Below are 23,952 nucleotides of genomic sequence, written 5' to 3'. Positions count from 1 at the left end.
CCAATTCTTCGAACTCCAGCGCCAGATCGTTATTGCTCATCTTTAAACACATCTTCTTTCTGTTTTTCCGTGCCCGAATCCGTATCCGTTTCCGCATCCGGAATTCGATAAGACTCCGAAGCCCATTGCCCCAGGTCGATCATCTTGCAGCGCTCCGAACAAAAAGGCCGATAACGGTTGGTCGTATCCCAGACGATAATCTTGCCGCAATGTGGGCAATTGACAAGGGGTTGCTTCATAGTCGTGAACCTGAAAATATCTTATCCGTTGAAACATCACCAGACCACCTGACTATTATGACTTGATTGCTTTAATCAAGCCAGCTGGACAGTATCCTGGACCGCCTGCTCCGAAGGGAGTATTATGTCAAATGAATGTCACAACCTTACAGATATCCGCCGATGTTGCGCGGCAACGGGTTTTTGTATCAAATCAAACTCAAGCCGGATGTCGGCGGAAAGAACGCATGTAGACGCAAGTACCCCGCTCACAGCCTGTTGATCAATAAAAATGGTCAGGTGCGGTTTTCTACCATCCAATCAATAGTTTTTATAATGCATATTTATTTTTCGATACGTATTATGGTAAAATGGTTAAGTTTTTTTATGAGTTTTTTTAGAAGGTCCGAAATTAAAAACGGGACTGCAAAATATGGCAGATATTGAGAAAAAACAGGAAATGAACGGCAGGAGACGTTTTCTCATCGCCGCAACTTCGATTGCGGGCGGGATCGCGGGCGTTGCAGTGGCAACTCCTTTCATGATGAGCATGATGCCCAGCGAACGTGCAAAAGCGGCGGGCGCCCCGGTTGAGGTGGACATCAGCAAGGTTGAACCAGGCATGCTGCTGTTGGTGGAATGGCGCGGCAAGGTGGTATGGGTATTGAATCGCACCCCTGAAATGCTGGCTGATCTGAAGAAGCTTGACAGTCAGGTATCCGATCCAAAATCGGAAAAAGACCAGCAACCCAAGTATGCGCAGAATGAAACACGCTCCATCAAACCGGCGATTCTGGTAGTCGAAGGGGTCTGTACCCATCTGGGATGTTCTCCCGTATACCGCAAAGATATTGCGCCTGCGGACCTCGGTGCCGACTGGCTGGGCGGTTTTTTCTGCCCCTGCCACGGCTCCAAGTTCGATCTCGCGGGTCGCGTCTACAAAAGCGTCCCTGCGCCGACCAACCTTGTCGTCCCCCCTCACCTGTATTTAAGCGATACCACCCTGTTGATCGGGTCTGATCGTAAGGAGTCCGCATAAATGAGCAAGCGATTAGCGTCCTTGGTCGACTGGATAGACGCACGTTTTCCCCTGACTTCTAACTGGAAGGCTCATCTTACCGAATACTACGCGCCGAAGAATTTCAATTTCTGGTATTACTTCGGCTCGCTAGCCATGCTCGTGCTGGTGAATCAGCTTCTTACCGGCATTTTCCTCACCATGAACTACAAGCCGGACGCCAGCATGGCATTCGCCTCGGTGGAATATATCATGCGGGACGTGGATTTCGGCTGGCTGATCCGTTACATGCACTCCACCGGCGCATCCATGTTCTTCGTGGTGGTCTACCTGCATATGTTCCGCGGGATGATGTACGGTTCGTACCGCAAGCCGCGCGAACTTCTCTGGCTGATCGGCATGGGAATATTCTTCATGCTGATGATGCTGGCGTTTACCGGATATATCCTCCCCTGGGGGCAAATGTCCTATTGGGGCGCCCAGGTGATCGTGAGCATGATCGGCGCGATTCCGGTAATAGGCGAAACGCTCTCGAACTGGCTTCTGGGTGACTTCATGCTGTCGGATGCCGCGCTCAACCGTTTCTTTGCCTATCACGTCGTGACTCTGCCTGTTTTACTCGTAACGCTGGTAGTGGTTCATATATTGGCGCTGCATGAGGTCGGCTCGAGCAACCCGGACGGGATTGAAATCAAAAAATATAAAGATCCCGTAACACACATTCCCGTCGATGGTATCCCCTTCCACCCGTATTACACGGTCAAGGATATTTTCGGCGTCATCGTGTTCCTGATCGTGTTCTGCGCGATCATATTTTTCGCCCCTGAAATGGGTGGCTATTTCCTTGAGTACAACAATTTCGTTCCTGCCAATACGTTGCAAACGCCTGACCATATCGCACCGGTATGGTACTTCACTCCGTACTACTCGATGCTGAGGGCGGTCACCATCAATTTCCTGTGGATAGACGCCAAGCTTTGGGGCATCGTACTGATGGGCGGATCGGTCGCGATCTTCGCGCTGTTACCTTGGCTGGACCGTAGTCCCGTAAAGTCTATTCGCTATAAAGGCCCTATTTTCAAGTTTGCCCTCACGCTCTTTGTCATTAGCGTCTTCGTGCTTGGCTACCTTGGCACCAAATCACCCACCCCGCTGTTCACGACACTCGCGCAAATATTCACGGTAATCTACTTTGCCTTCTTTATCCTTATGCCGTGGTACAGCAAGATAGATAAAACCAAGCCTGAACCGACCAGGGTGAAAGAATGAGAAAAATAACAACTATTTTAGCTATTTTATGCTTGGCTCCGCTTGTCGCATTTGCCAGCGAGTCAACCGTAAAGCTGGATCAGGCGCCGATCCGGTCGGGCGATAAGCTCTCGCTGCAACGCGGCGCCCAGACTTTTGTCAATTACTGCCTGTCGTGCCACAGTGCTGAATACATGCGCTACAACCGGCTACGGGATCTTGGCCTGAGCGAGAACCAGATCAGCGACAATCTTATATTTACCGGGCAGAAAGTGGGGGAACTCATGACTGTCGCCATGAAAACCAAAGAAGCCAAACAGTGGTTCGGCGTCGCCCCGCCTGATCTATCGGTAATCGCTCGTTCTCGTGGTGCTGATTGGCTCTATACGTATCTCCGGAAGTTTTATCGTGATGACTCCACCGCTACGGGCTGGAATAACCTTGTATTCGATAAAGCCGCCATGCCTCATGTACTCTATCAGTTGCAGGGCGAGCAATCGCTGGTGACGAACACCGTCGACGATGGTCACGGTGGTACGCATGAGGTAAAGGAACTGAAGCTGGATAAACCAGGCACGCTCTCGAAAACAGAATATGAAGCCTATGTGGCCGATCTGGTGAACTTCCTGGTTTACCTGGGTGAACCGGCTGCAACCAAGCGAGTGCAAATAGGAATTATTGTGATGCTCTTCCTGTTTGGCATGCTGGCGCTGACCTATGCGCTAAAACATGAATATTGGAAGGACATTCATTGATTATTTCCCCTTTACGAAAGATGTACCCAAATCGTTTGCGCTGAGAGTAACCAAATATGATGACGTTATACTCAGCAACCACCTGTCCGTTCAGTCACCGCTGCCGTATTGTGCTGTACGAGAAAGGTATGGATTTTCAGATCATCGATGTCGACCTGCATAACAAGCCGGAAGACCTGGCGATAATGACGCCCTACAGCCGGGTTCCCGTGCTGGTAGAGCGTGATCTTATTCTGTACGAATCCAACATCATCAATGAATATATTGATGACCGGTTTCCTCATCCACAACTAATGCCCGCCGACCCGGTTATGCGGGCTCGTGCGCGCTTGTTCCTGTATCGCTTTGAGCAGGAGCTTTTTTGCCATATTGACGCGGTCGAGCATGGAAATCCAAAAACCGCGGACAAAGCACGCGCGGCGATTCGCGATAACCTGACCGTGATTGCACCCGTATTCGCCAAGCAGAAACACATGCTGGGGGATGATTTTTCCATGCTGGATGTGGCGATCGCGCCACTGCTGTGGCGATTGGATCACTATGGCATTCAGCTACCCAAGCAGGCTGCGCCGTTGTTGAAATACGCAGAACGGCTGTTCAGCAGGCCAGCATTCATTGACGCGCTCACGGCATCCGAGAAGGCAATGCGAAAGTGAAAGAGCTGTCGACCAAGCCCTATTTGATTCGTGCTATCTACGAATGGTGCTCCGATAGCGGGCTCACGCCTTATCTGTCAGTTAAAGTAGATGCCCAGACTCGCGTGCCGGATAATTTTGTGAAAGACGGTGAAATCATACTTAACATCAGCTCCGATGCCGCACATCATCTTACTCTGGGTAATGACTTGATCCAGTTCTCCGCCCGGTTTAGCGGTGTCTCACGCGAAATTTCAGTTCCGGTTGGTGCAGTTCAGGGAATATTTGCCAAAGAGACCTCGCAGGGCGTTCTTTTCACCCTTGAGGGCGACGTCAGTACAACACCGGCTGACGCTGGTATTGAAGAGCCGGCCAAGTCACCCTCATCCAATGGTACGTCACCCTCTACGGGTGACAAGCGACGCTTTCAGATCGTAAAATAATCGCATTATTTGTTAGTTTCTTGAGGGTTTGCTACCCTGCCCCCCAGTATCTATAATTGCACCGCGCCGGCATAGCTCAGTTGGTAGAGCAGCTGATTTGTAATCAGAAGGTCCCGAGTTCGACTCTTGGTGTCGGCACCAATACCTTCAACCTAAGATGTGTATGGTGTGGCGCGCGCTCACTTTTATCATCGGTTTCATATCTGTAACATAATTACAGCTATCCCCGAGATGTCGCTGCATGATCTAATCGTGCTGCCCTCTCAGTTGGTGAGTTTCCCTTCTTGGCACGGATAAAGTCATTTCTCGCGTTGGCGGAAGCGAACCAGGGACGCTGATATTTTTGCTATCGAATGACTTTATCTTAGTTTGCGCTGAAGGCGCGCTAATAGAGTCATGCTGTTATGATATAGCCGTTCCTTAACGGCATACTAACCAGATATCGGCCTGTGCCCGAAGCCGATTCGATGTACAGACTCACAATCCAATCACAAAACCCGGGAATCTTTAGCCTGGCCAGTTGAACCGCATTGATATTTTCTTATGGAAACTTGTGACCTGCCGCGACATCAGTTAATTAAAAGCCTGATGGCAAAGCAAACGGAGAAAGTTGCAGATGCCGCGATTGTATTATGGGCACAATTGGCGACCCAAATCATTTCGATTGTAGGTGAAGATGGTTTCAATGCCCTTTACGTGAGAAGCGTATTCCTGAGCCGGTCAACATTTCCTGGGCTCCCAACCATCCCCCTGCCACCACAGGCTGAGCACCGGTTCGCAGAATTAAAAAGGAGCTTTGAAGGACAATCGCCTCTGCAAGTCCGCGAAGCAAACAGCCTGTTATTGATCACTTTAACCGACATTCTGGCCTCGTTAATAGGCGAGCAGTTAATCAACCGTATTCTAAGTTTGGCTTGGGGCGCGGAAATTCCGAACGAGACTGGCAAGGAGTTCAAAAATGAGTGAAAAGCTGAGCATACGTCGCCTGGCAACGGGCGTACCGGGCCTGGACAGCCTGTTGGGCGGAGGCCTGCCGGAATTTTCGTTTAACCTGATAGCAGGTTCGCCGGGAAGTGGAAAAACGACCCTCGCTCATCAGATCATGTTTTCGTTGGCAACGCCGAATAATCGGGCGCTGTTCTTCACGGTACTCGGCGAGCCTGCTTTAAAGATGCTTCGTTATCAACAGCAGTTTCCGTTTTTTGAAGTTGATAAAATTGCGGAATCCATTCGCTTCATCAACCTGTCTCCCGATCTCATGGAGGGAAATTTTGACCGCGTATTAGTGCGCATTGCGGAAGAAGTGAAAGACTTTACTCCCAGCTTCGTATTTGTAGATTCGTTTCGATCGGTGGTGCAGGCAGCAAGGCAGGGGGAACAGAGCGTGTTCGAACTGCAGCGGTTTATCCAGCAACTGGGCATGCAAATGACGACCTGGCAGGCAACCACATTTTTAATCGGCGAATATCTGGCGCCGGAATCAGAGTCAAGCCCCGTCTTTACAGTGGCTGATGGCATTCTTTGGCTTTCGCAGAATATGCATCGGAATTCAATGGTACGCAAGATGCAAGTAATCAAAATGCGCGGCCAAGCTCAGGCACTGGGTTTGCATACGTTTCGAATCAGTAATAAAGGAATTGAAGTTTTTCCCCGTGCGATTATCGAACAAGGCACAGCGGTTGAGTCGGTATCCATCAGCGAGAAACGTATTTCCCTGGGAATACCTGGCCTCGATGAAATGCTGGGTGGCGGCTTGCCAACGGGATATTCGCTACTCGTAGTCGGGCCGTCCGGCTCTGGAAAAACAATATTGGCGACGGAATTTCTCAGCGAAGGTGCGCGCAGAGGGGAGCCCGGTGTAATTGCGGCGTTTGAGAAGAGCCCAAGCCAATTGCTGAGCAACAAACTGTCTGCCTTGGTGAAGAGTGGGCAGGTTGGGGTGATTAACACACGTTCCCTGGATTTGTCGATTGACGAAACCTTGCAGGATTTGATTGGAATGATTAATCAAATGCAGGCAAAGCGGCTTGTCATTGACTCCTTGTCCGGGTTTGAGCTGGCGCTGGCGCCCGAGTTTAGCGAAGATTTTCGCGGATCGCTGTACAGGATGATTGCCCAGCTTACCAACATGGGCGTGACCATATTAATGACCTCTGAATTGGAAGATCGTTACACTGACTTGCGCTTCAGTCCATTTGGAAGTGCCTTTCTCGCAGACGCAATTATCGTGCAGCGCTATGTCGAACTCGAAGGTCAGCTCAAGCGCGTCTTCTCGATCGTTAAAGTCCGTGGCAGCGATCACAGCAAGGACGTTCGATTGTTCGATATTACCGGCGAAGGCATCATTATCGGTGAGGCCTTGTCCGGGTATGCCGGCATCCTGTCAGGCAAGCCAACCCTCAGCCCTGGCTCGGGATCACGTGATTAAAGTGGCAATGAGCAGAAATGACAATGACAGTGCTTCTGATCCCGATGAATCGGATCAACGAGGCTTTTCAAACCCGCACAAAGACAGGTTGACAGTTTTTCGGGAAAAGGATCTCCCACGCAGGGAAAGCGCTGTCGTTGACGATGAGGCGGCTGCTTTACGGCGCGAAAAATCCGCTACCGCACGGGAAGATGCCGCGAATTTGCGTGAAAAAGCCGCCGACTTACGCGAAGATGCGGCCCATCTGCGCGAGGAAGCAGCGCAAATACGGGAAGTGGAAGCCCATGCACGAGAAGGCGAAGCCACCTTGCGTGAGGGGGTAATTCGCGCCGCAGATGTGGTACAGGCAAAAAGATCCGAAGATCGCCTGAGGATGATGCAGGACGCGAACGCACAGCTGGTCATCTCTGGAATTGAAGCCCATAAAATGACCCAGCAAGTCGAAACTGCTAAAGCTCAGCTGGATCATCTGGCCCACCATGATGTTCTTACCGGTTTACCTAATCGAATGCTCCTGCAGGACCGGCTTAGCCACGCGATTGAGCTGGCCCGCCGCCAGGGTCGGCAATTTGCTATGCTGTTCATGGATCTGGATCGATTTAAACACATCAACGATTCCCTGGGGCATGCCGTTGGCGACCAGCTGCTACAGTCGGTTGCACGCCGCCTGGTGCGTTGTATGCGCCATTCGGATACCGTCAGTCGACAGGGTGGCGACGAATTTGTGGTGCTGCTTTCTTCTATCAAGCATCCGGACGACGTGGCTATCAGTGCGCAAAAAATACTTACTGCGCTAGCTGTTCCACATCACATCGGTGAGCTTGAGCTCCACGTGTCGGTAAGTATCGGCATCAGCATTTACCCGGACGACGGGCGGGATGCGGAAGCCCTGACCAAAAGTGCGGACACGGCGATGTACCACGCCAAGGAAAATGGACGCGATAATTACAAATTCTTTGAGCAGGCCATGAATATTCGGGCCGTTCAGCGTCAGTCGATCGAGGTCGGTCTGCGCCGAGCACTGGAACGGCGCGAATTCGTGCTGCATTATCAGCCGAAAATAAATCTTCACAGCAACTTGATTGTCGGTGTCGAGGCGCTTATTCGCTGGCAGCATCCGGAACGAGGGCTGATGCCGCCATTGCAGTTCTTACCCATCGCCGAAGACTGCGGGCTGATCCTGCCCATTGGCCGATGGGTTCTGCGCGAAGCCTGTCTTCAGGCCCAAGCCTGGATACGGATTGGCTTGCGGCCGATCACCATTGCAGTCAATACCTCTGCCCTCGAGTTCAACGCCACGGATTTTCTGGAAAATATACGCGCGACGCTTGACGATACAGGCTTGGAACCGCGCTATCTGGAGCTCGAACTGACGGAAAGCGTCCTTATGCGAGATGCCGAGTTTACTGATTCCATACTGCATGGACTTGCAGACCTGGGCGTCAAGCTCGCGATCGATGACTTTGGCACGGGCTATTCCAGCCTCAGCTATTTGAGGCAGTTTCCGATTGATACCCTGAAGATCGACCAGTCGTTCGTGAGCCGAATTACCAGCAGCCCGGACGATGCCACCATTGTCAGCGCCGTAATCAACATGGGCAAAAGCCTCAAGCTTCGCGTCATCGCGGAGGGTGTGGAAACACCGGAACAGCGCACATTTCTTCTGGCTAAACATTGCGATGAGGGCCAAGGCTACTATTTCAGCCATCCGATAACGGCAGAGGCACTCGCCACCTTGCTGCAAACCGGGATAAAACCTGCCTCTCACATTTAACAACCAAAACTTTTCGCTTCTGATTCATAGCTGGGCATGTTGTATTTAGATGCCAACGGCGCGGATCACCCACCCCTTTGAGAATCTATAGGGCCGAAACCCGTTATTTCATGATCAACCGAGTCTGACCCCGTTGATTCGTTCCAGTCGGTTAATTGCGGATGCGTTACGCTAATCCGACCTACTTCTTCATGGTATTCCCTCCGCGATCCCGGCTAAAATCGGTAGCCGTACCGCATGCCCAAGGTGTCCATCCCCTCGTTTTCATCGGCCAGGTAGGCATTTGAGACATGATCAAAGTAGATGGAAAGTGCGCTCTTGCCGTCGAAGCGATATCCGGCTTCAATCGGAATGTGAAACAGAACCCTTGAACCAAGGGCCTTGCGGTCGTTGTGCTGTAAATGAAGCTTGCCGTTGTGGACTGCGCCACCTACACCGACGCCAAAAAATAGACCATTTACGTGTTCGTATTGCCAACGAAGGCCCGTATAAAGCTTGGAGGTGTCACCCGCGGTATTCACCGAACCGCCAAAGGCGGGACGTATGACTCCACCTAGAACCCCGATTTGCGGCGAGAAAATTGCTTCGAGGTTGACGTCTATGCCGCTTTCACGCTGAAAACCGCTCCACATGGGGGTGTCGTGGTGAAGCACCCCGATTTTGACCTCATGCAGCCACGTCGGCACCGTTCGCTCATCCGCGCACCCATTGGACGAAATGCAACTCAGACTTAAAACCAATCCCCCAATAATTTGCGCGCGCATTATCAACTCCCCTCAACCTGCATCGCAAATTTGCACGCTATTTCCGGAAAATCTGAAGCCTTGGCCGCAGGCTCTACCCACAGATGGGGTCAAGTCTTGTTTCCAGTCAGCCGTTGCTGTTTCACAATGTGACTCACATGGGAGTAATGTAATCCCGAAATGATCCCGGATCTCCTTAAAACGGCAACCAGCGCCGGCATAAACATCGAACACCGCCTCGTCTCGTCCATGTGCCTCGGCGATCTGGATTAACGTTTTCGGTGGCAACCGACGTTGCAGCAAATAACAAGACTTTACCCTTTATTCTTCGTTTCTCAGCATGCGCCGTCTGCCCGTTCGCATGGCAGCCAGCCCAATTCCCAGCAACGCCAATGACATGGGCTCTGAAACTGGCTCAATCGGGGTAAAGAATGTCGATGCGTTCGTCATCAAAATCAGATTTGTCCCGTCAATCCCATTGATACTTCCCACCGTGTCGATGTCACACTCCAAGCCGCCAATGGTATTCGGACCCGCTCCATTTATCAGGGTACCCATGCCATTTTTTTGAAGCAGGAGGATGGGTCAGTTTGCGTGAATGGTACGTTATATGTAATTTGAAAATCCAGACCCACGCCTGCTGGCACTCCATTGGAAAAATAAACTGGATCAAAGCCTTCGATAATGACTGGCATCGTTCCAACTCCAACTGCTGTGATACTGTCCACACCGGGATAATTGTCAGCTCCGGATTTATCGAGACTACCTGGGACCACATTTAAGGCGGAAATTGCCGTTTGCCCTCTGGAAGCCGCGATCATGCCAGATAGTATGAGCACTGGGTCCGCGTTGGTGGGGTCAGGCCCATATCCGGTGCCGTTGCCTGCGTTGGCATTCGGCGTTGCATCGAAATATAATCTGAAGAAATTGTCGCCCCCACCGATAGTCTCCAACACGACGCTGTTACCAATTGTAGAGACTACCTGTTCCCGATAGCCTGCAATATATACCCACCTATCCAGCCCCGGCCCACCTACACTAACGCCATTGCTATCCTCGAACCCATTCAGAGAGGCATGCAAGTAGCGCTGGAACACATCACCCATATAGTGGGTAAATATCGACGCATCACCAACCGGTGTTAGTAATGTATTGGCCGGCGCCCAATTCATGCTGCTTACATCTATCGCGGGATCAATACCCGTGCCATCCGAATTAACGACAAGTGCATGGGCCGCACTTGTCAGCATCATGAATACGGCTGGAAATAGAAGCTTATAATGTGGACTCAATTTTTGTCTCATGGAGTATCTGAATCACCTGGATTCCGCATACTTATCATTCACCTTGGTATCGGCACCATAAAATAAAAAATGACTTAGAAGGATTTCCTCTAAGTCATTTTTATCGTTTTCCGCACAAGCTTTCTGCCTGTAAATTCCGATCCGGCGTTTCCGATCACAGCTGCTTTTCTAGTGCTTAACCAGGATTTCGTCCAATGAAGGAGCCGACGCATGCGCGAAAGCCGAATCTTCTATATCGCCAGTACAAAACCAATGATAACTCCCACTACGATTTTTGCCATTATGTTGTCTTTTAGCCAAACCTCGACCTTTTGGGTGAAAACGGAACGATTTTTTTCAGACAGGACTGAATCAAGCACCTTGCCTGGCCATGCTATATCCTCGGGCTGGCAGTTGCTTTCCTCTGGTTTCCCGAAATTCCGCACTAAATATACTGCCAACCGCTCGGCAATCCAGCTCGACGCATATAATGCAGACGCAACAAGAAAAAAGTAAGGAAGTGCGATAAAAAACTTGACGGACTTGTCCGTATATTGTTCCATCAAGGGATAACCAAAACTATTTAGCGAAACGAAGATCACCCATAGCATCGGGAGAAATAAACAAATCATCAGAACATGAAAAAAAGCCTGTTTCATAGCTTCCCCCTTCTCTTTTGGACTCTAAACAAGTATCAAAGAATTGTTACCTCAGGAATAGCCTAGTAAGTCAGCCGAATTTATCAATTAGGTACCCGTCTCATAGCTGTATGTTACGTCTCGTACAGTTATGAGCCGTACAGGCAGCCTTGCGGTTCACATATGTTATGCACTAGACTGCCATAAGACATGTGAAGAAGACGTCACATAAATGTGATTAAGTTGTTAACAATTGAAATTAGTTGCAAGTGGACGACATGACTGTCCGGGATGCAGGCTGATTTTTCGCAGCCTGTTAATCGCGCTTGGCTAGCGCTTGCTTGATTTGCTCTAAATCCTGCTGAATTTGTTCCACTGACGCAGCCAGATAGATAAGGCCAAGGTAAAGATTATATTTTTCCGGCTGGGCTTGCTCGTCACCATACAAATTAAGATTTTCCACGAACATTCTTTTCGCATCTGAGGCAACTGACATGTTGGACCTCCCTACTAGAAATAGTTCAGATTTGACTTCAATTCGGGACCTGCAATAGCTCACCCGCCAAATGACCTGTCCTGCCGCTTGAACCAGGACAGTGCATTATCAAAATGCTGAGGCTGGAAATCCGGCCAGTATTCGTCCCGAATATAGAAATCGGCATAAACCGATTGCACCGGCAGAAAGCCGCTCAGGCGGCGCCCCCCTCCCCATCTTACAATAAGGTCCAGGCGCGATACGTCGTTTGAACGCAGGCTGCCGTCCTTAAGACCTCTCAAGTCCCATTCCCAGCCATAGTTAATAAGTAAATTGACTTTCATGCCCGTGCCTTGGCGCGTCCTGAACTCTTCCAGCACGGTGGGAAACTGCGCCGAAGTCTCATCGCCTACAACAAGCAGGGCGGCTCCCCTGCGCGCAATCTCGAAAGCAAATGCCACGGACGCATCGGTAAAAGCAAGTTTCTGAGCTTTGGGCCGTTTGGTGTTGTCTTGCGTAAAACAATAAATAGACGCTTCATCTATTCCGCGATCCTTGCATATTTCGTATAAGGATAGTCCCGGGTCAATGCCGCGGCCATACCCATCCTCTTTAGGCAGGCCATGGTGCTGAGCCCAGCGTCGGTTACCATCGGGAATGAAGCCGATATGTCGGGGAATACCGTTTTTCGCCATTTATATCCTCATACAAAACATATTCGAGATCGCGCGGCAAGCCCGCTGAAATTATATCTTTTCTTTTGCTACTTCCGCCAGATACAGCCAGGTATCGACCACGGTATCAGGATTAAGCGACAGGCTTTCGATTCCTTCTTCCATCAGCCATCGCGCCAAATCCGGGTGATCGGATGGGCCTTGGCCGCATATCCCCACGTATTTGTTCGCTCTACGGCATGCCTGAATAGCCATCCGCAGTAGCGCCTTCACCGCTGGGTCACGCTCGTCGAAGGATTCGGCGATGAGGCTGGAATCGCGGTCCAACCCAAGAGTAAGTTGTGTAAGATCATTGGACCCAATGGAAAAACCATCGAAGTACGCCAGGAATTGATCCGCCAGCAGCGCATTGGAGGGAATTTCACACATCATGATGAGCCGCAACCCGTTCTCACCGCGCTTCAATCCGTTCTCTTCAAGTAGCTCTATCACTCGCCTGGCTTCGGTCAACGTCCGCACGAAGGGAACCATGATTTCCAGATTGGTAAGACCCATTTCAATTCGCGCTTTTTTTAATGCCCGGCATTCCAGTTCGAAACAATCACGAAAATCTGTGGCTACATAGCGTGAAGCGCCGCGAAAGCCCAGCATGGGGTTTTCTTCAATAGGCTCATACTGTTGCCCGCCAATAAGGCTGGAATATTCATTGGACTTGAAGTCGGAAAGACGAACAATGACGGGTTTGGGGAAAAACGCGGCGAGCAGCATGGCGACGCCCTCTGTCAATTTCTCCACATAGAAGCTGACCGGATCGGGGTAACCCGCGCTTTGGCTTTCCACTTGCTGTTTCAAGTCCCGAGGAAGATCGGGATAATGCAGCACAGCTTTGGGATGGATACCGATCATGCGAGCAATGATAAATTCCAGCCGCGCGAGCCCTACGCCATCATTAGGCAACCGCTGAAATCCAAACGCCAGTTCGGGGTTGCCTACATTCAGGGTTATCTTCACTGGTGGCTTCGGCATGCTTTTGAGCGCGAGATCGGTCACTTCAACTTCTAGGACACCCCGATAGATATGGCCGGTGTCGCCCTCCGTGCAGGATACCGTGACCATCTCGTTTTCCGTCAATAACCCGGTCGCGTTACCACAACCCACCACCGCCGGAATGCCCAACTCACGCGCAATGATTGCGGCATGACAGGTTCGGCCGCCGCGATTCGTCACAATGGCCGAAGCGCGCTTCATTACGGGCTCCCAATCGGGATCGGTCATGTCGGTCACCAGAACGTCACCTTCCTGCACTCGCGACATTTCGCTGGCGTTCAAGATCAGGCGCACCGGTCCGCTGCCTATCTTTTGGCCAATGGCGCGTCCTGAAGCCAGCACATCCGACTTTCCCTTCAAGCGATAGCGCCGCAGCGTATCCACCCCGGCCAGCGCCTGCACTGTCTCGGGCCGAGCTTGCAATATATAGAGCTTGCCGTCCAGGCCGTCCTTGCCCCATTCGATATCCATCGGCCTCTGATAATGCCGCTCAATGACAACCGCGTGACGGGCCAACTCCTCCACCTCGGCATCGGTAATCGAAAACTTCACGCGCTCGGCTTCTTCCACATCAAGGGTTTCCACCGAATGACCGGCGCCATTGCCTGTTGCGAATTGCATTTTGATGAGCTTGGAGCCGAGGTTGCGCCTTAGAATTGCGGGTTTCCCTTGCGCCAACGTACGTTTATAAACGTAGAATTCGTCCGGATTCACCGCACCCTGGACCACGGTTTCACCGAGTCCATAGGAAGCTGTGATGAAAACCACCTCATCAAAACCGGATTCGGTATCCAGCGTGAACATCACGCCGGCGGCACCGATGTCGCTGCGAACCATCCGCTGCACGCCGACGGATAGCGCCACTTCGGAATGAATAAAACCCTTGTGCACGCGATAAGAAATAGCGCGGTCGTTGTAGAGTGACGCAAACACGTCCTTGACCGCCTTGAGCAAATTATCCAGTCCATGGATATTAAGAAAGGTTTCCTGCTGTCCTGCAAATGAAGCGTCTGCCAAATCCTCGGCGGTTGCCGAGGAACGCACCGCGACGGAGATTTCGCTCCCCCCCGCATCGTGCAGCATTTTGTCGTAAGCAACGGAAATTTCTTTTTCCAGACGTGGGGGTATGGGTGTGTCGATTATCCAGTCCCGGACCTGCGCGCCAGCGGCTGACAGCGCTTTGATATCTCCGGTATCAAGCTCCGAAAGCCTCTTTTCGATACGCTGCGTCAGCCCGCCTTGATCCAGAAAATCGCGATAGGCATCAGCGGTTGTTGCAAAACCACCGGGAACCCGAACGCCTGCCTCGGCCAGTTGGCTGATCATTTCTCCCAGGGACGCATTCTTTCCCCCGACACTGCTCACATCGGTCATGCGCAACTCATCAAACCATAACACGCATCGTGAATCGTTCAATTTCTGCTCCTGTTCGAGTGATCAGAATTGCGTAAAATCGCGCCTGGATAACGGTTGTGTTATACGCTAAAAAGCGATATTTTGACCAGTCAAAATTATTGTCATTGATGAACCGGTGATAAATGTCAACTGTAGCCAGGCCGCCCCAGCGAACGGCGTTTTTTCTTTCAGACCGAACGGGTATTTCTGTCGAAACGCTGGGGCATAGTCTTCTTAGGCAGTTCGATAATGTGCCGTTTGAGGAAATTGCTCTACCCTATCTTGATACCCGAGAAAAAGTTGCGGCCGCTGCCGGGCAGATCAGTACGCGGGCTAATGCTGATGGGGCGCGCCCGCTGGTATTCAGCACATTCGTAAATCCGGAATTCCGGATCATTCTCGACTCCGTCGACGCGCTGCATCTGGATTGCTTCAGTATTTTTATCGGCCAAATGGAGGCTGAGCTCGGCGTACATTCGTCGCATGCCGTGGGGCTTTCCCATCGGGCCGATAGCGCCGTCGACCACCTCTCGCGCATCGAAGCAATAAAATATACCCTGGAACACGACGATGGCCTTTCGCAAAAGAATTGGCGCAAAGCGGATATTACTCTGATAGGTGTTTCCCGTACCGGCAAAACCCCCACCTGCCTCTATCTCGCGCTGCAATATGGTATTTTCGCCGCCAATCACCCGCTCATCCCCGAGGACTTCAATCGCTTGGGGTTGCCAGCCCAGCTCAGGGATATTCGCCACAAACTGTACGGCTTTACCATCGATCCCGGCCGGCTACACCGCATACGTAGCGAACGCAAACCCGACAGCAAGTATGCCTCTCTTGAGAACTGCCAATATGAAGTACGTGAAGCAGAAACGCTGATGCGACGGGAAGGGATTTCCTATCTCGATGCAACCAGCAAGTCCATCGAAGAACTCGCAACCGCGGTATTGCACCAGGCAAAATTGGAACGGAAGATTTATTGAGGAATACTTTCGAACAAGTTTCGGCCTTACCAACCGGCGCGACGGGAAATTTACTCAGAAATTTATCGGTGGAATATACGAATAGATTGGAGAAGCATTCTCACGAGAAATAATGAATTAATCGCCAAAGTTATTGCTGGCATCCAGTTCAAAAACGGAGATCATAACGAAAGCAGAAAATCATCAACGAATCGCCGCATGATTAAATAAAGCGCCAATTTGGAGAATGACAATTACGATATGTGGGGATATAACGCGGAGTTGTAAAAACGGCTTACATATTTGTCTGTGTACCTAAGTCCAATAGGCAGAACTATAAAAACCCTTAAAATGAGGAACCGGAGCTCAGCATAATTCTAGCTCCTACAATTTCAATAGATGAGACAAGAGGGAACGAAGTGAAGAACAAGAGAATGTTGGTTGCATTGCTGTTTGTCGCAGTTACGGCAGCGGCAGTTGCACAATAAATGAAGCCCCTTTATTAATCCCTGGACTTTCTGCTCGGACCATCCCACCATGAAGTTCCACCAGCTGTTTGACGATAGCAAGGCCCAAGCCGAGTCCTTTGTAGTGTCGCGCAAGTGAAGTTTCAGCCTGCAGGAAGCGCTCAAACACATAGGGCAGAAACTCGGCTGATATTCCCAGACCCGAGTCATCGATTCTGATTTCCAAAAATGAGCCCGACTGCTTCATACCAATTTCTATTCTACCGCCTGTAGGCGTGAATTTTATTGCGTTGGAAAGAAGGTTCCAGAAAACCTGCTGCATCCTGTTAGCGTCACCCGATATCCACCCGGCTTCCCGATCAGTTGTTTCTTGCAGAATAATTCTTTTGGTTTCCGCGGTTGGCCTCATTGATTCAACCGTTGCGCCCACCAGACCGACTATATCCAGTTGCTGCATGTCAAGTCGTACTTTGCCAGAAATCATACTGCTCATTTCGAGAAGATCTTCAATGAGTTTGTTTTGGGCGCGAGCGCTACGCTCGATGGCTTGCATGCCTTTATGAATATCGTCTTGCTTTAGCTTTCCCCCCAGGATGAGCTGAGACCATCCCAGGATGACACTCAAGGGAGTTTTGAGTTCATGGGAGATCATCGCAAGAAACTCGTCCTTCAGCTGACTAGCTCGCCCAGCCTCAATTCCAGAGATGACCAGTTGTGCGTTCGCTTCCCGCACAAAAACCAGATGACCATCAGACGCTTCCCGTTCCGTATTCGCCGTGCAAATTATCTGCTCGCGCGAGACGGCAGCATCTTCGCGTAAATGGACGGCGTCTTCACGAAATCGCACTGTGTCTTCTCGTAGCGTAACCAATTTCTCACGGTTCCGAATAGGTTCCTTATCGTTCACGACAATGCTTTTCCTGCATGCAAGGCTCTGTTGCAAAAAAAGAATAAACCGGAACTGTATCCTTGATCTGATTGATTAAGCGCTGTAGATACCGGATTGTCTTTCAATGAGTCTTCCCATGGAAATGACGCCATGTGAAATCCGACCATTGACGATCTACGCTGAAAAACACAATAGTGCACTACCCTTTTTATTTTTTGCAAAAGAGCCTTTTTTATCGCCTGGAACCATGAACTCGTTAAAGCTGGCATCACGCTGGTTAAGTGTAACAGACTGTATTTGAAAAACGGCTCGACCTGCATTAAGCCCGCTCACATGCTGTCAGCGTACTTTAAACGTCAGACTATCCTCCCGCCAAGTTTGCGATGACAATAAATCCGCGTCGTCGCAATATTCGCACGCCCCAGCCATTACTGCATCTTGGCAATGTCCGCCTGATGAGCCAGCACATTAGTGGCCGCGGTCGCATGCCTGAAGTCCTTGATTAAGAGCTTGCATGGCGCTTCACGCCGCAGGGCGTGAGCCAGTTACTCCCATTCTTCCGTCATGACGATGCTTTGCCAGCAGCGACTTGACGTCCTCATCTTCCGACACCTCGTTTGCCGACACCTTCAGCGCGCGATCATCCGGGTACAAATCGGAAATTGCAACGATCGACATGGCTGCCAGCTCCCATTCTTTCCTCGCAAACTCGTTATCGCCACCATCTCTGAAATCCGTATTGGCATATACCGATCTCGGCCTGTCCGCTCTGAGGCTCATTCGATAGAGAATATATCCCATGACAAACACGATAATGCCGGCAACGAACAATTCCCTGAGAAAATATACGATACCCAGGAAAAACGATGTCAGGTATAAAATCACGCTGTTACGCTGCTTCTTCCCTGAAGTAGCGGGATGGGCGAAGGCCATCCAATACGTCACGATATAAGCGGTTAAATCCTCCGCGTTGTCCCACTTGTCAGCAAGAATTTTCGTTATCGCCGACGCCGGTATCTCGGGTCTGGCGATCAACGCCTGTGGCGCCACGACAATCGCATAAAGCGTCGGCAGGACGGCGCCCCAATAAACAGCATGTATCTGATTCAGCGAAAATGAAGCAAAAATTGCGATGGCATTGATGAGAAATATCATCAATCCTCCCTCTCACAGGTAGTCGGACTTGTATTTATATTCGCTCCCGCTCGGTGACAAACCTATGATGATTGAGCTGATCTGATCAGGAACTCCAGTTCCAGTCGCGGATCTCGGGCATATCCTCACCATACTGTCTGATATACGACTCGTGCTCGATCAGTTTATCCCGCATCAATTGCTTGAGATAGGCCCCCTTATAGCCTAGTGCGGGTACGCGGTCGACCACGTCCATTACCAGATGAAAACGGTCCAGGTCATTGAGCACGGTCATGTCAAACGGAGTCGTCGTTGTCCCCTCCTCTTTGTACCCGCGAACATGCAGATTTTCATGGTTGGTCCGGCGGTATGTCAGGCGGTGAATGAGCCAGGGGTAGCCATGATAGGCAAAAATTATGGGCTTGCAGGTAGTGAACAGCGTGTCGAAATCGCGGCCGGACAGGCCATGCGGGTGCTCCTCTTTCGGCTGTAGCGTCATCAGGTCCACTACATTTATCACTCTTATCCTCAGCTCCGGAACCTGATGGCGCAGCAAGTCGACCGCTGCAAGGGTTTCCAGGGTCGGTACATCGCCTGCACAGGCCAGCACCACATCCGGCTCGCCATTCTGGTCGTTGCTCGCCCAGGCCCAGATACCGATACCGGCGGTACTGTGCGTGATTGCGGCGTCCATATCCAGCCACTGTAGCGCAGGTTGCTTCCCCGCTACGACAACGTTGATATAATTGCGCGAGCGCAGGCATTTATCGGCTATGACAAGCAATGTGTTGGCGTCCGGCGGGAGATAGACTCGAATGATATCCGCCTTCTTGTTTACCACGTGGTCGATAAAGCCGGGGTCCTGGTGAGAAAAACCGTTGTGATCCTGGCGCCATACATGCGATGTCAAAAGGTAATTAAGCGAGGCAATCGGCCTGCGCCAAGGGATTTCCTTGGTGACCTTGAGCCATTTGGCATGCTGATTGAACATGGAATCAATGATGTGAATGAATGCTTCATAGCATGAAAACAAGCCGTGCCGGCCAGTCAGCAGATAACCTTCGAGCCAGCCCTGGCATGTATGCTCTGAAAGAATTTCCATCACTCGCCCATCCGGGGAAAGATGCTCATCTTCCGGCAGGATTTGCGCCACCCAGGTTCGATCCGTTGCTTCGAACAAAGCACCAAGGCGATTTGAACTGGTTTCGTCCGGCCCCATCACGCGGAAGTTGCGGCTGTCCAGGTTGAGCTTCATGACATCGCGTAAAAGTTTTCCCATCTCCCGCGTGGCTTCGCCTACTACCGATCCTGGCGTGGGTACAGCAATGGCGTAATCGCGAAAATCCGGCATTTCCAGGTCTTTCAGCAGTAGGCCTCCATTAGCATGGGGATTTGCGCCCATCCGCCGCTTGCCTTGGGGCGCGAGCGCAGCCAACTCCGGTACCAATGTTCCCTTGTCATCGAATAACTCTTCCGGCTTGTAGCTTTTCATCCAGTCTTCGAGCAGCTTCAGGTGCCATGGCTTTGAACCGATCTCCGCAAACGGCACCTGGTGCGAGCGCCAAAAATCCTCGACTTTCTTGCCGTCAACCTCTTCCGGACCGGTCCACCCCTTGGGGCTGCGCAAAATAATCATCGGCCAGCGGGGATATGTGGATACACCATTGCTACGCGCTTCCTGCTGGATTGCCCTGATCTTGCCGATCACGACATCCAGCGTAGCGGCCATTGCCTGATGCATGAGTTCGGGATCGGACCCCTCGACAAAATGCGGCTCATAACCATAGCCCGCGAATAGCATCTCCAACTCTTCGTGGCTGATGCGCGCGAATAGCGTTGGGCCTGCAATTTTATAGCCATTAAGATGCAGGATCGGCAACACCGCGCCGTCATGGGCTGGATTCAGAAATTTGTTGGAGTGCCAGGCGGCCGCAAGCGGTCCGGTTTCAGCTTCGCCATCCCCCACTACGCACGCCACGATCAGATCCGGGGTATCGAAAGCCGCCCCAAAGGCATGCGACAGCGAATAACCCAATTCGCCGCCTTCGTTGATCGAGCCCGGGGTTTCCGGCGCCACATGGCTGGGAATACCGCCGGGAAACGAGAATTGTTTAAACAGCCGTTGCATGCCTATGGCATCCCAGGAAATGTGGGGATAGAATTCGCTGTAGCTACCCTCGAGCCATGTGTTCGCGACCATAGCCGGTCCCCCGTGGCCGGGCCCGGCTATATAGAACATATTCACATCATATTTTTTTATAAGCCGGTTCAGATGTACATAAATAAAATTAAGCCCCGGTGTTGTGCCCCAATGGCCAAGTAATCGAGGTTTGATATGCTCAAGCGCGAGCGGCGCCTTGAGTAAAGGGTTGTCCAGCAGATAGATTTGTCCGACGGAGAGATAATTCGCCGCGCGCCAGTACGCGTCCATCTTGCGCAAATCATCTGCGGAGAGCGGCTTATTTTCGGGTGTGCTTATCGGCTTGGTTTCGCTCATATGGTCCTCCTGAAATCATTAATGCGCTTCTGGCGCCATTAAATTGGAATCCGCCAGTTGCCAGTTGTAAACTAAGAGCTATAACCGAAGAGGATTTTTGTACCCTGTGAGCTTCACCTTTTTTTGGTGGGCTCGCTACGGGGGCGGATTCAGGTTAAAACCTCCGCCTCGCGCGCCAGGATAACTGCCTCGTTTACGGGCGTAACCCAAACCTCGATCCGGCTGAAAGGACTGCTGATGCATGATATTCCCTTGGCCCTATAATTTTTTTGGGTATCGACTGCAATTCCGCACCAGTCCATGCCGGTCAAGATCTTTTCCCTCACTTCCGGCACATTTTCGCCCACGCCTCCTCCAAAAACGATGGCATCGGCGCCACCCAATACCGCGAGATAAGCACCCACATATTTACGTGCCCGGTAACAGTATAAATCCACCGCCAGCCGCGCAAGCTCATCCGGAGTTCGTAACAACTCACTTATATCGGCGCTGATCCCGGAAACACCCAACAGGCCCGAGCGCGCATTGAGCAGTCGATCCAGTTGCTCCGGCGTGAGGCTTTCCTGACGCTGGAGAAATGTAGCGAGCCCCGGATCTATATCGCCTGATCGTGTCGCCATCACGAGCCCCTCCAAGGGTGAAAACCCCATTGAAGTATCTCGTGGCAATCCATTATCAATCGCCGTAATCGAGCAACCCGCGCCGAGTTGCATCGAAATTATTCTCGCACTTTGCAAAGAGTCCGGTTGAAGCGCCCGCCAGCTTTGCCACATTGACTTATGCGCCAGCCCATGAAAGCCATATCTGCGCAATCCATGCTTTTCAGCAAGCCCATGCGGAATAGCATACGCCCGCGCTGTTTCCGGTAGATCCGTAAAAAACGCGGTATCAAACACCGCGACCTGGACAATGTCCTTCAACACCTCGCGGGTTGCGCGTATCCACCGCAGCGCGACGGGGTTGTGAAGTGGTGCCAGCAGCGTCAACCGCTCGATCTCCTGCTCGACTTTCTGGTCGATCAGGCATGATGCGGCAAGATTCATACCGCCGTGAACCACCCGATGCGCTGCCACCGTTATCCCTGTGAGCGCGTGCCTCCGCATGAATTCTTTCAGTATGACGCACGGTTCGCCGGCGGAAAGGTCATGCCGTATGCTCGCCAGCTCGGTGACCGTGTCGCCATCGCAAGTGAAGGCTCCCAGGCGAACTGATGAGCTGCCAGTATTAACGGTCAGTATGATTGTGGTCATGGATGCAGAAATGTATCGCCAATCACAGCCCACTCCCTAGTCATAGGGACTGGCCGAGACTGGACATCAAGTAAATCGATTCACTGATTAAACACGGTTCTGCATAAGAGTCTGTATGCCAGCCAACATATGACACTCTATTTCGATCTCCACCATCAGCGGCGCTTCAGATACAGCCGTTCAGGCTTCAGGTGAACACGGCTACCGGGTGATAAACCCACCTATCAAATAGTGGAATAATAAGCGGCAAGATTGCACTTAGCGCGGCGATGGCGGTCAGAATACAGATGCCAACAATCATCAATCACTCGCCAAAATCAGCTATATTTTTTTGTCTTGTTCCCTTATCCGGGCAGTGACATGTCGAGATTGTGATTAACCTTGGGAAACGCTTTCAGGCAGGCGTATCCGATGCAATTTATGGAACATCCAGGTGAATCGATAATGCTATACTCTTTCCTTTCACCGTCCTCTCAGGAGACCATCATGAAGAAAATATTGACCCTGCTGACTCTGGCCATTTTAAGCTTCGGATTGGCCGCCTTTGATGCTGAAGCAAGGCGCTTCGGCGGCGGCAAGAGCATCGGCAAGCAACGTGAAGCCATCAGCCCGCAAACTCCTCCAAAATCGGCGCAAACACCCCCTGCTGCGTCGGCACCTGCCGCAGCAGGTAATAGGTGGATGGGCCCGCTGGCTGGATTGGCTGCGGGAGGATTGCTGGCGGCATTGTTCATGGGTGGCGCGTTTGAAGGCATCAATATGATGGATGTGTTGATGCTGGCTGCACTGATGGCTGCGGTTTTCTTCGTCGTGCGCATGCTGCGCAAGCCGCGGCAGGAACATTCGGCACGGCCAATGCAGTATTCGGGCATGGGAGCAGGCCCCGGCAGTAGCGCGACCGCGCCAGCAACAGAACCCACGGCGGCGCCGGCGGGGGAAAGCACCGCAGCGCCAGCCCAGGCACAAGCTGTCACCAGCAAAACCGCAAATATTCCTGCGGACTTCCAGGTCGAGCCATTCCTGCGCAATGCAAAAACGTCATTTATCCGCTTGCAAGCGGCCAATGATGCACGGGACCTGAGCGATATCCGGGAATACACTACACCGGAAATGTTTGCGGAGATCAGCATGCAGATCACCGAACGCGGCAATGAGCCTCAAAGAACCGAGGTAATGGGTATTAATGCGGAACTGCTTGAGGTGGTTACCGAAAATAATACGGCCATTGCCAGTGTCCGGTTCAACGGCCAATTACGGGAGTCTTCCAATCCACCGGAAGCGTTTGATGAAATCTGGCACGTGCAGAAGAATATAAAGGACCCTGAATCCGTCTGGCTGTTGGCAGGAATTCAGCAAGTTTCATAGATCTGCCTGCCATGCTGGCATCCGTTGCGATAGCCCCGCTTAACCACTTGTTGCGTGGAGAGAACTGGGCGCGCAAGCGATTGCAGCTTCATGCAGGCAGGACGGCACGTTTTCGCCTCCCTCCCTTCCCTGACCTCGCCCTGACCATCCAGGCCAGCGGTGAGGTATCGGCGGCGGTAAAGGGCGCTCTCGATGACGCCACCTTGACGCTTATTCCAGGTTTATTACCGCGCTTGCTCGCTCATGACGAAGATGCATATCGCGAAGTCACAATTTCCGGTGATAGCGAGTTTGCGGAAGAAATTCTCCTTATCGGAAAAAACCTGCATTGGGATGTGGAGCAGGATATAAGCGGTGTAATGGGAGATATTCTCGCGCATCGGGTGGTGCAGACTGGCGAAGGCCTGATGCACTGGCAAGCTGAAACCGCACGTAATTTATGGCAGACGCTGGCGGAATATCTGACAGAAGAGCAGCCATTACTTGCAAAATCCATGGATATGCATGAGCTTGTTCGTGAAATAAACACATTACGGAGCCGTGCGGCAAGTCTGGAAGTACGCGTGAACGCGCTGGATCGCTAAAAAGTCGACTCCACGACAAAAAAAACCGAG

The 23,952-nt window shown here is 51.5% G+C and carries 23 protein-coding genes and 1 tRNA gene; 12 read left to right on the top strand and 12 right to left on the bottom strand.

Annotated elements, in window-relative coordinates:
• Positions 1–29: 29 nt before the first annotated feature.
• Positions 30–239: a DNA gyrase inhibitor YacG gene (locus BUA28_RS06895; protein WP_072767386.1), complete on the bottom strand. Its 210-nt coding sequence runs from the start codon at positions 237–239 to the stop codon at positions 30–32.
• A 412-nt stretch (positions 240–651) separates the two neighbouring features.
• On the opposite strand from BUA28_RS06895, the gene petA reads away from it, so the two are divergent.
• The 9 genes from petA (at position 652) to BUA28_RS06845 (ending at position 8,519) form a co-directional block, all read left to right on the top strand.
• Positions 652–1,257 (top strand): ubiquinol-cytochrome c reductase iron-sulfur subunit, encoded by a 606-nt coding sequence (gene petA / locus BUA28_RS06885; protein WP_072767384.1) that lies wholly within the window; start codon positions 652–654, stop codon positions 1,255–1,257.
• Positions 1,258–2,505, top strand: coding sequence for a cytochrome b (locus BUA28_RS06880; RefSeq protein WP_072767383.1), 1,248 nt, complete (start codon positions 1,258–1,260; stop codon positions 2,503–2,505). It begins immediately after the preceding gene.
• Positions 2,502–3,239, top strand: coding sequence for a cytochrome c1 (locus tag BUA28_RS06875; RefSeq protein WP_072767382.1), 738 nt, complete (start codon positions 2,502–2,504; stop codon positions 3,237–3,239). Before BUA28_RS06880 ends, BUA28_RS06875 begins: the two co-directional genes overlap by 4 nt.
• A gap of 56 nt (positions 3,240–3,295) precedes the next feature.
• Positions 3,296–3,895: a glutathione S-transferase N-terminal domain-containing protein gene (locus BUA28_RS06870; RefSeq protein WP_072767381.1), complete on the top strand. Its 600-nt coding sequence runs from the start codon at positions 3,296–3,298 to the stop codon at positions 3,893–3,895.
• Positions 3,892–4,317 (top strand): ClpXP protease specificity-enhancing factor, encoded by a 426-nt coding sequence (locus BUA28_RS06865; protein ID WP_072767380.1) that lies wholly within the window; start codon positions 3,892–3,894, stop codon positions 4,315–4,317. The genes BUA28_RS06870 and BUA28_RS06865 overlap by 4 nt, the downstream gene beginning before the upstream one ends.
• Before the next feature lie 65 nt (positions 4,318–4,382).
• Positions 4,383–4,458: transfer RNA gene (locus tag BUA28_RS06860), tRNA-Thr, on the top strand.
• A gap of 402 nt (positions 4,459–4,860) precedes the next feature.
• Entirely contained in the window at positions 4,861–5,283 is a 423-nt protein-coding gene (locus BUA28_RS06855; RefSeq protein WP_072767379.1) for a hypothetical protein, read from the top strand.
• Positions 5,276–6,745: an ATPase domain-containing protein gene (locus tag BUA28_RS06850; protein ID WP_072767378.1), complete on the top strand. Its 1,470-nt coding sequence runs from the start codon at positions 5,276–5,278 to the stop codon at positions 6,743–6,745. The genes BUA28_RS06855 and BUA28_RS06850 overlap by 8 nt, the downstream gene beginning before the upstream one ends.
• 7 nt (positions 6,746–6,752) lie before the next feature.
• Positions 6,753–8,519 carry a putative bifunctional diguanylate cyclase/phosphodiesterase gene (locus BUA28_RS06845; RefSeq protein WP_072767377.1) on the top strand — a complete coding sequence of 589 codons (1,767 nt, stop codon included), beginning with the start codon at positions 6,753–6,755 and terminating at the stop codon, positions 8,517–8,519.
• 215 nt (positions 8,520–8,734) lie between these two features.
• On the opposite strand, the gene BUA28_RS06840 is transcribed toward BUA28_RS06845, so the two are convergent.
• The 7 genes from BUA28_RS06840 to ppsA all read right to left on the bottom strand — a co-directional run bounded on the left by BUA28_RS06840 (position 8,735) and on the right by ppsA (position 14,795).
• Entirely contained in the window at positions 8,735–9,283 is a 549-nt protein-coding gene (locus tag BUA28_RS06840) for an acyloxyacyl hydrolase (RefSeq protein ID WP_072767376.1), read from the bottom strand.
• 300 nt (positions 9,284–9,583) lie between these two features.
• Positions 9,584–9,820, bottom strand: coding sequence for a PEP-CTERM sorting domain-containing protein (locus tag BUA28_RS06835; protein ID WP_072767375.1), 237 nt, complete (start codon positions 9,818–9,820; stop codon positions 9,584–9,586).
• The gene (locus BUA28_RS06830) at positions 9,808–10,515 is read right to left on the bottom strand and encodes a hypothetical protein (RefSeq protein WP_143148455.1); all 708 of its coding nucleotides are present in this window, start codon (positions 10,513–10,515) and stop codon (positions 9,808–9,810) included. Before BUA28_RS06830 ends, BUA28_RS06835 begins: the two co-directional genes overlap by 13 nt.
• Before the next feature lie 281 nt (positions 10,516–10,796).
• Complete coding sequence (locus BUA28_RS06825; RefSeq protein ID WP_072767373.1) at positions 10,797–11,204, bottom strand: hypothetical protein; 408 nt, start codon at positions 11,202–11,204, stop codon at positions 10,797–10,799.
• Between the two features lie 295 nt (positions 11,205–11,499).
• Positions 11,500–11,679, bottom strand: a complete 180-nt coding sequence (locus BUA28_RS06820) for a hypothetical protein (protein ID WP_072767372.1) — start codon at positions 11,677–11,679, stop codon at positions 11,500–11,502.
• 59 nt (positions 11,680–11,738) lie between these two features.
• Positions 11,739–12,353, bottom strand: coding sequence for an undecaprenyl diphosphate synthase family protein (locus BUA28_RS06815; protein ID WP_072767371.1), 615 nt, complete (start codon positions 12,351–12,353; stop codon positions 11,739–11,741).
• A gap of 51 nt (positions 12,354–12,404) precedes the next feature.
• Positions 12,405–14,795, bottom strand: a complete 2,391-nt coding sequence (gene ppsA / locus BUA28_RS06810; RefSeq protein WP_072767370.1) for a phosphoenolpyruvate synthase — start codon at positions 14,793–14,795, stop codon at positions 12,405–12,407.
• 122 nt (positions 14,796–14,917) lie between these two features.
• Between ppsA and BUA28_RS06805 the strand changes: the two genes are divergently transcribed.
• Positions 14,918–15,757 (top strand): posphoenolpyruvate synthetase regulatory kinase/phosphorylase PpsR, encoded by an 840-nt coding sequence (locus BUA28_RS06805; protein ID WP_072767369.1) that lies wholly within the window; start codon positions 14,918–14,920, stop codon positions 15,755–15,757.
• A gap of 441 nt (positions 15,758–16,198) precedes the next feature.
• Here BUA28_RS06805 and BUA28_RS06800 read toward each other — a convergent pair whose 3' ends face one another.
• The 4 genes from BUA28_RS06800 to BUA28_RS06785 all read right to left on the bottom strand — a co-directional run bounded on the left by BUA28_RS06800 (position 16,199) and on the right by BUA28_RS06785 (position 21,973).
• The gene (locus BUA28_RS06800; RefSeq protein WP_256598254.1) at positions 16,199–17,110 is read right to left on the bottom strand and encodes a sensor histidine kinase; all 912 of its coding nucleotides are present in this window, start codon (positions 17,108–17,110) and stop codon (positions 16,199–16,201) included.
• 504 nt (positions 17,111–17,614) lie between these two features.
• Entirely contained in the window at positions 17,615–18,247 is a 633-nt protein-coding gene (locus BUA28_RS06795) for a hypothetical protein (RefSeq protein WP_072767368.1), read from the bottom strand.
• Between the two features lie 85 nt (positions 18,248–18,332).
• Positions 18,333–20,723 carry a phosphoketolase family protein gene (locus tag BUA28_RS06790; protein ID WP_072767367.1) on the bottom strand — a complete coding sequence of 797 codons (2,391 nt, stop codon included), beginning with the start codon at positions 20,721–20,723 and terminating at the stop codon, positions 18,333–18,335.
• A gap of 149 nt (positions 20,724–20,872) precedes the next feature.
• Positions 20,873–21,973, bottom strand: a complete 1,101-nt coding sequence (locus BUA28_RS06785) for an acetate/propionate family kinase (RefSeq protein WP_072767366.1) — start codon at positions 21,971–21,973, stop codon at positions 20,873–20,875.
• A gap of 486 nt (positions 21,974–22,459) precedes the next feature.
• On the opposite strand from BUA28_RS06785, the gene BUA28_RS06780 reads away from it, so the two are divergent.
• Both BUA28_RS06780 and BUA28_RS06775 read left to right on the top strand, forming a co-directional pair.
• Positions 22,460–23,338 (top strand): Tim44 domain-containing protein, encoded by an 879-nt coding sequence (locus BUA28_RS06780; RefSeq protein WP_072767365.1) that lies wholly within the window; start codon positions 22,460–22,462, stop codon positions 23,336–23,338.
• 11 nt (positions 23,339–23,349) lie between these two features.
• Positions 23,350–23,922, top strand: coding sequence for a ubiquinone biosynthesis accessory factor UbiJ (locus tag BUA28_RS06775; RefSeq protein WP_072767364.1), 573 nt, complete (start codon positions 23,350–23,352; stop codon positions 23,920–23,922).
• The last annotated feature ends 30 nt before the right edge of the window (positions 23,923–23,952 follow it).

Source organism: Nitrosospira sp. Nsp11, from assembly GCF_900142705.1.
Classification (GTDB): domain Bacteria; phylum Pseudomonadota; class Gammaproteobacteria; order Burkholderiales; family Nitrosomonadaceae; genus Nitrosospira.
This window is presented reverse-complemented; position numbering and strand designations above follow the sequence as displayed.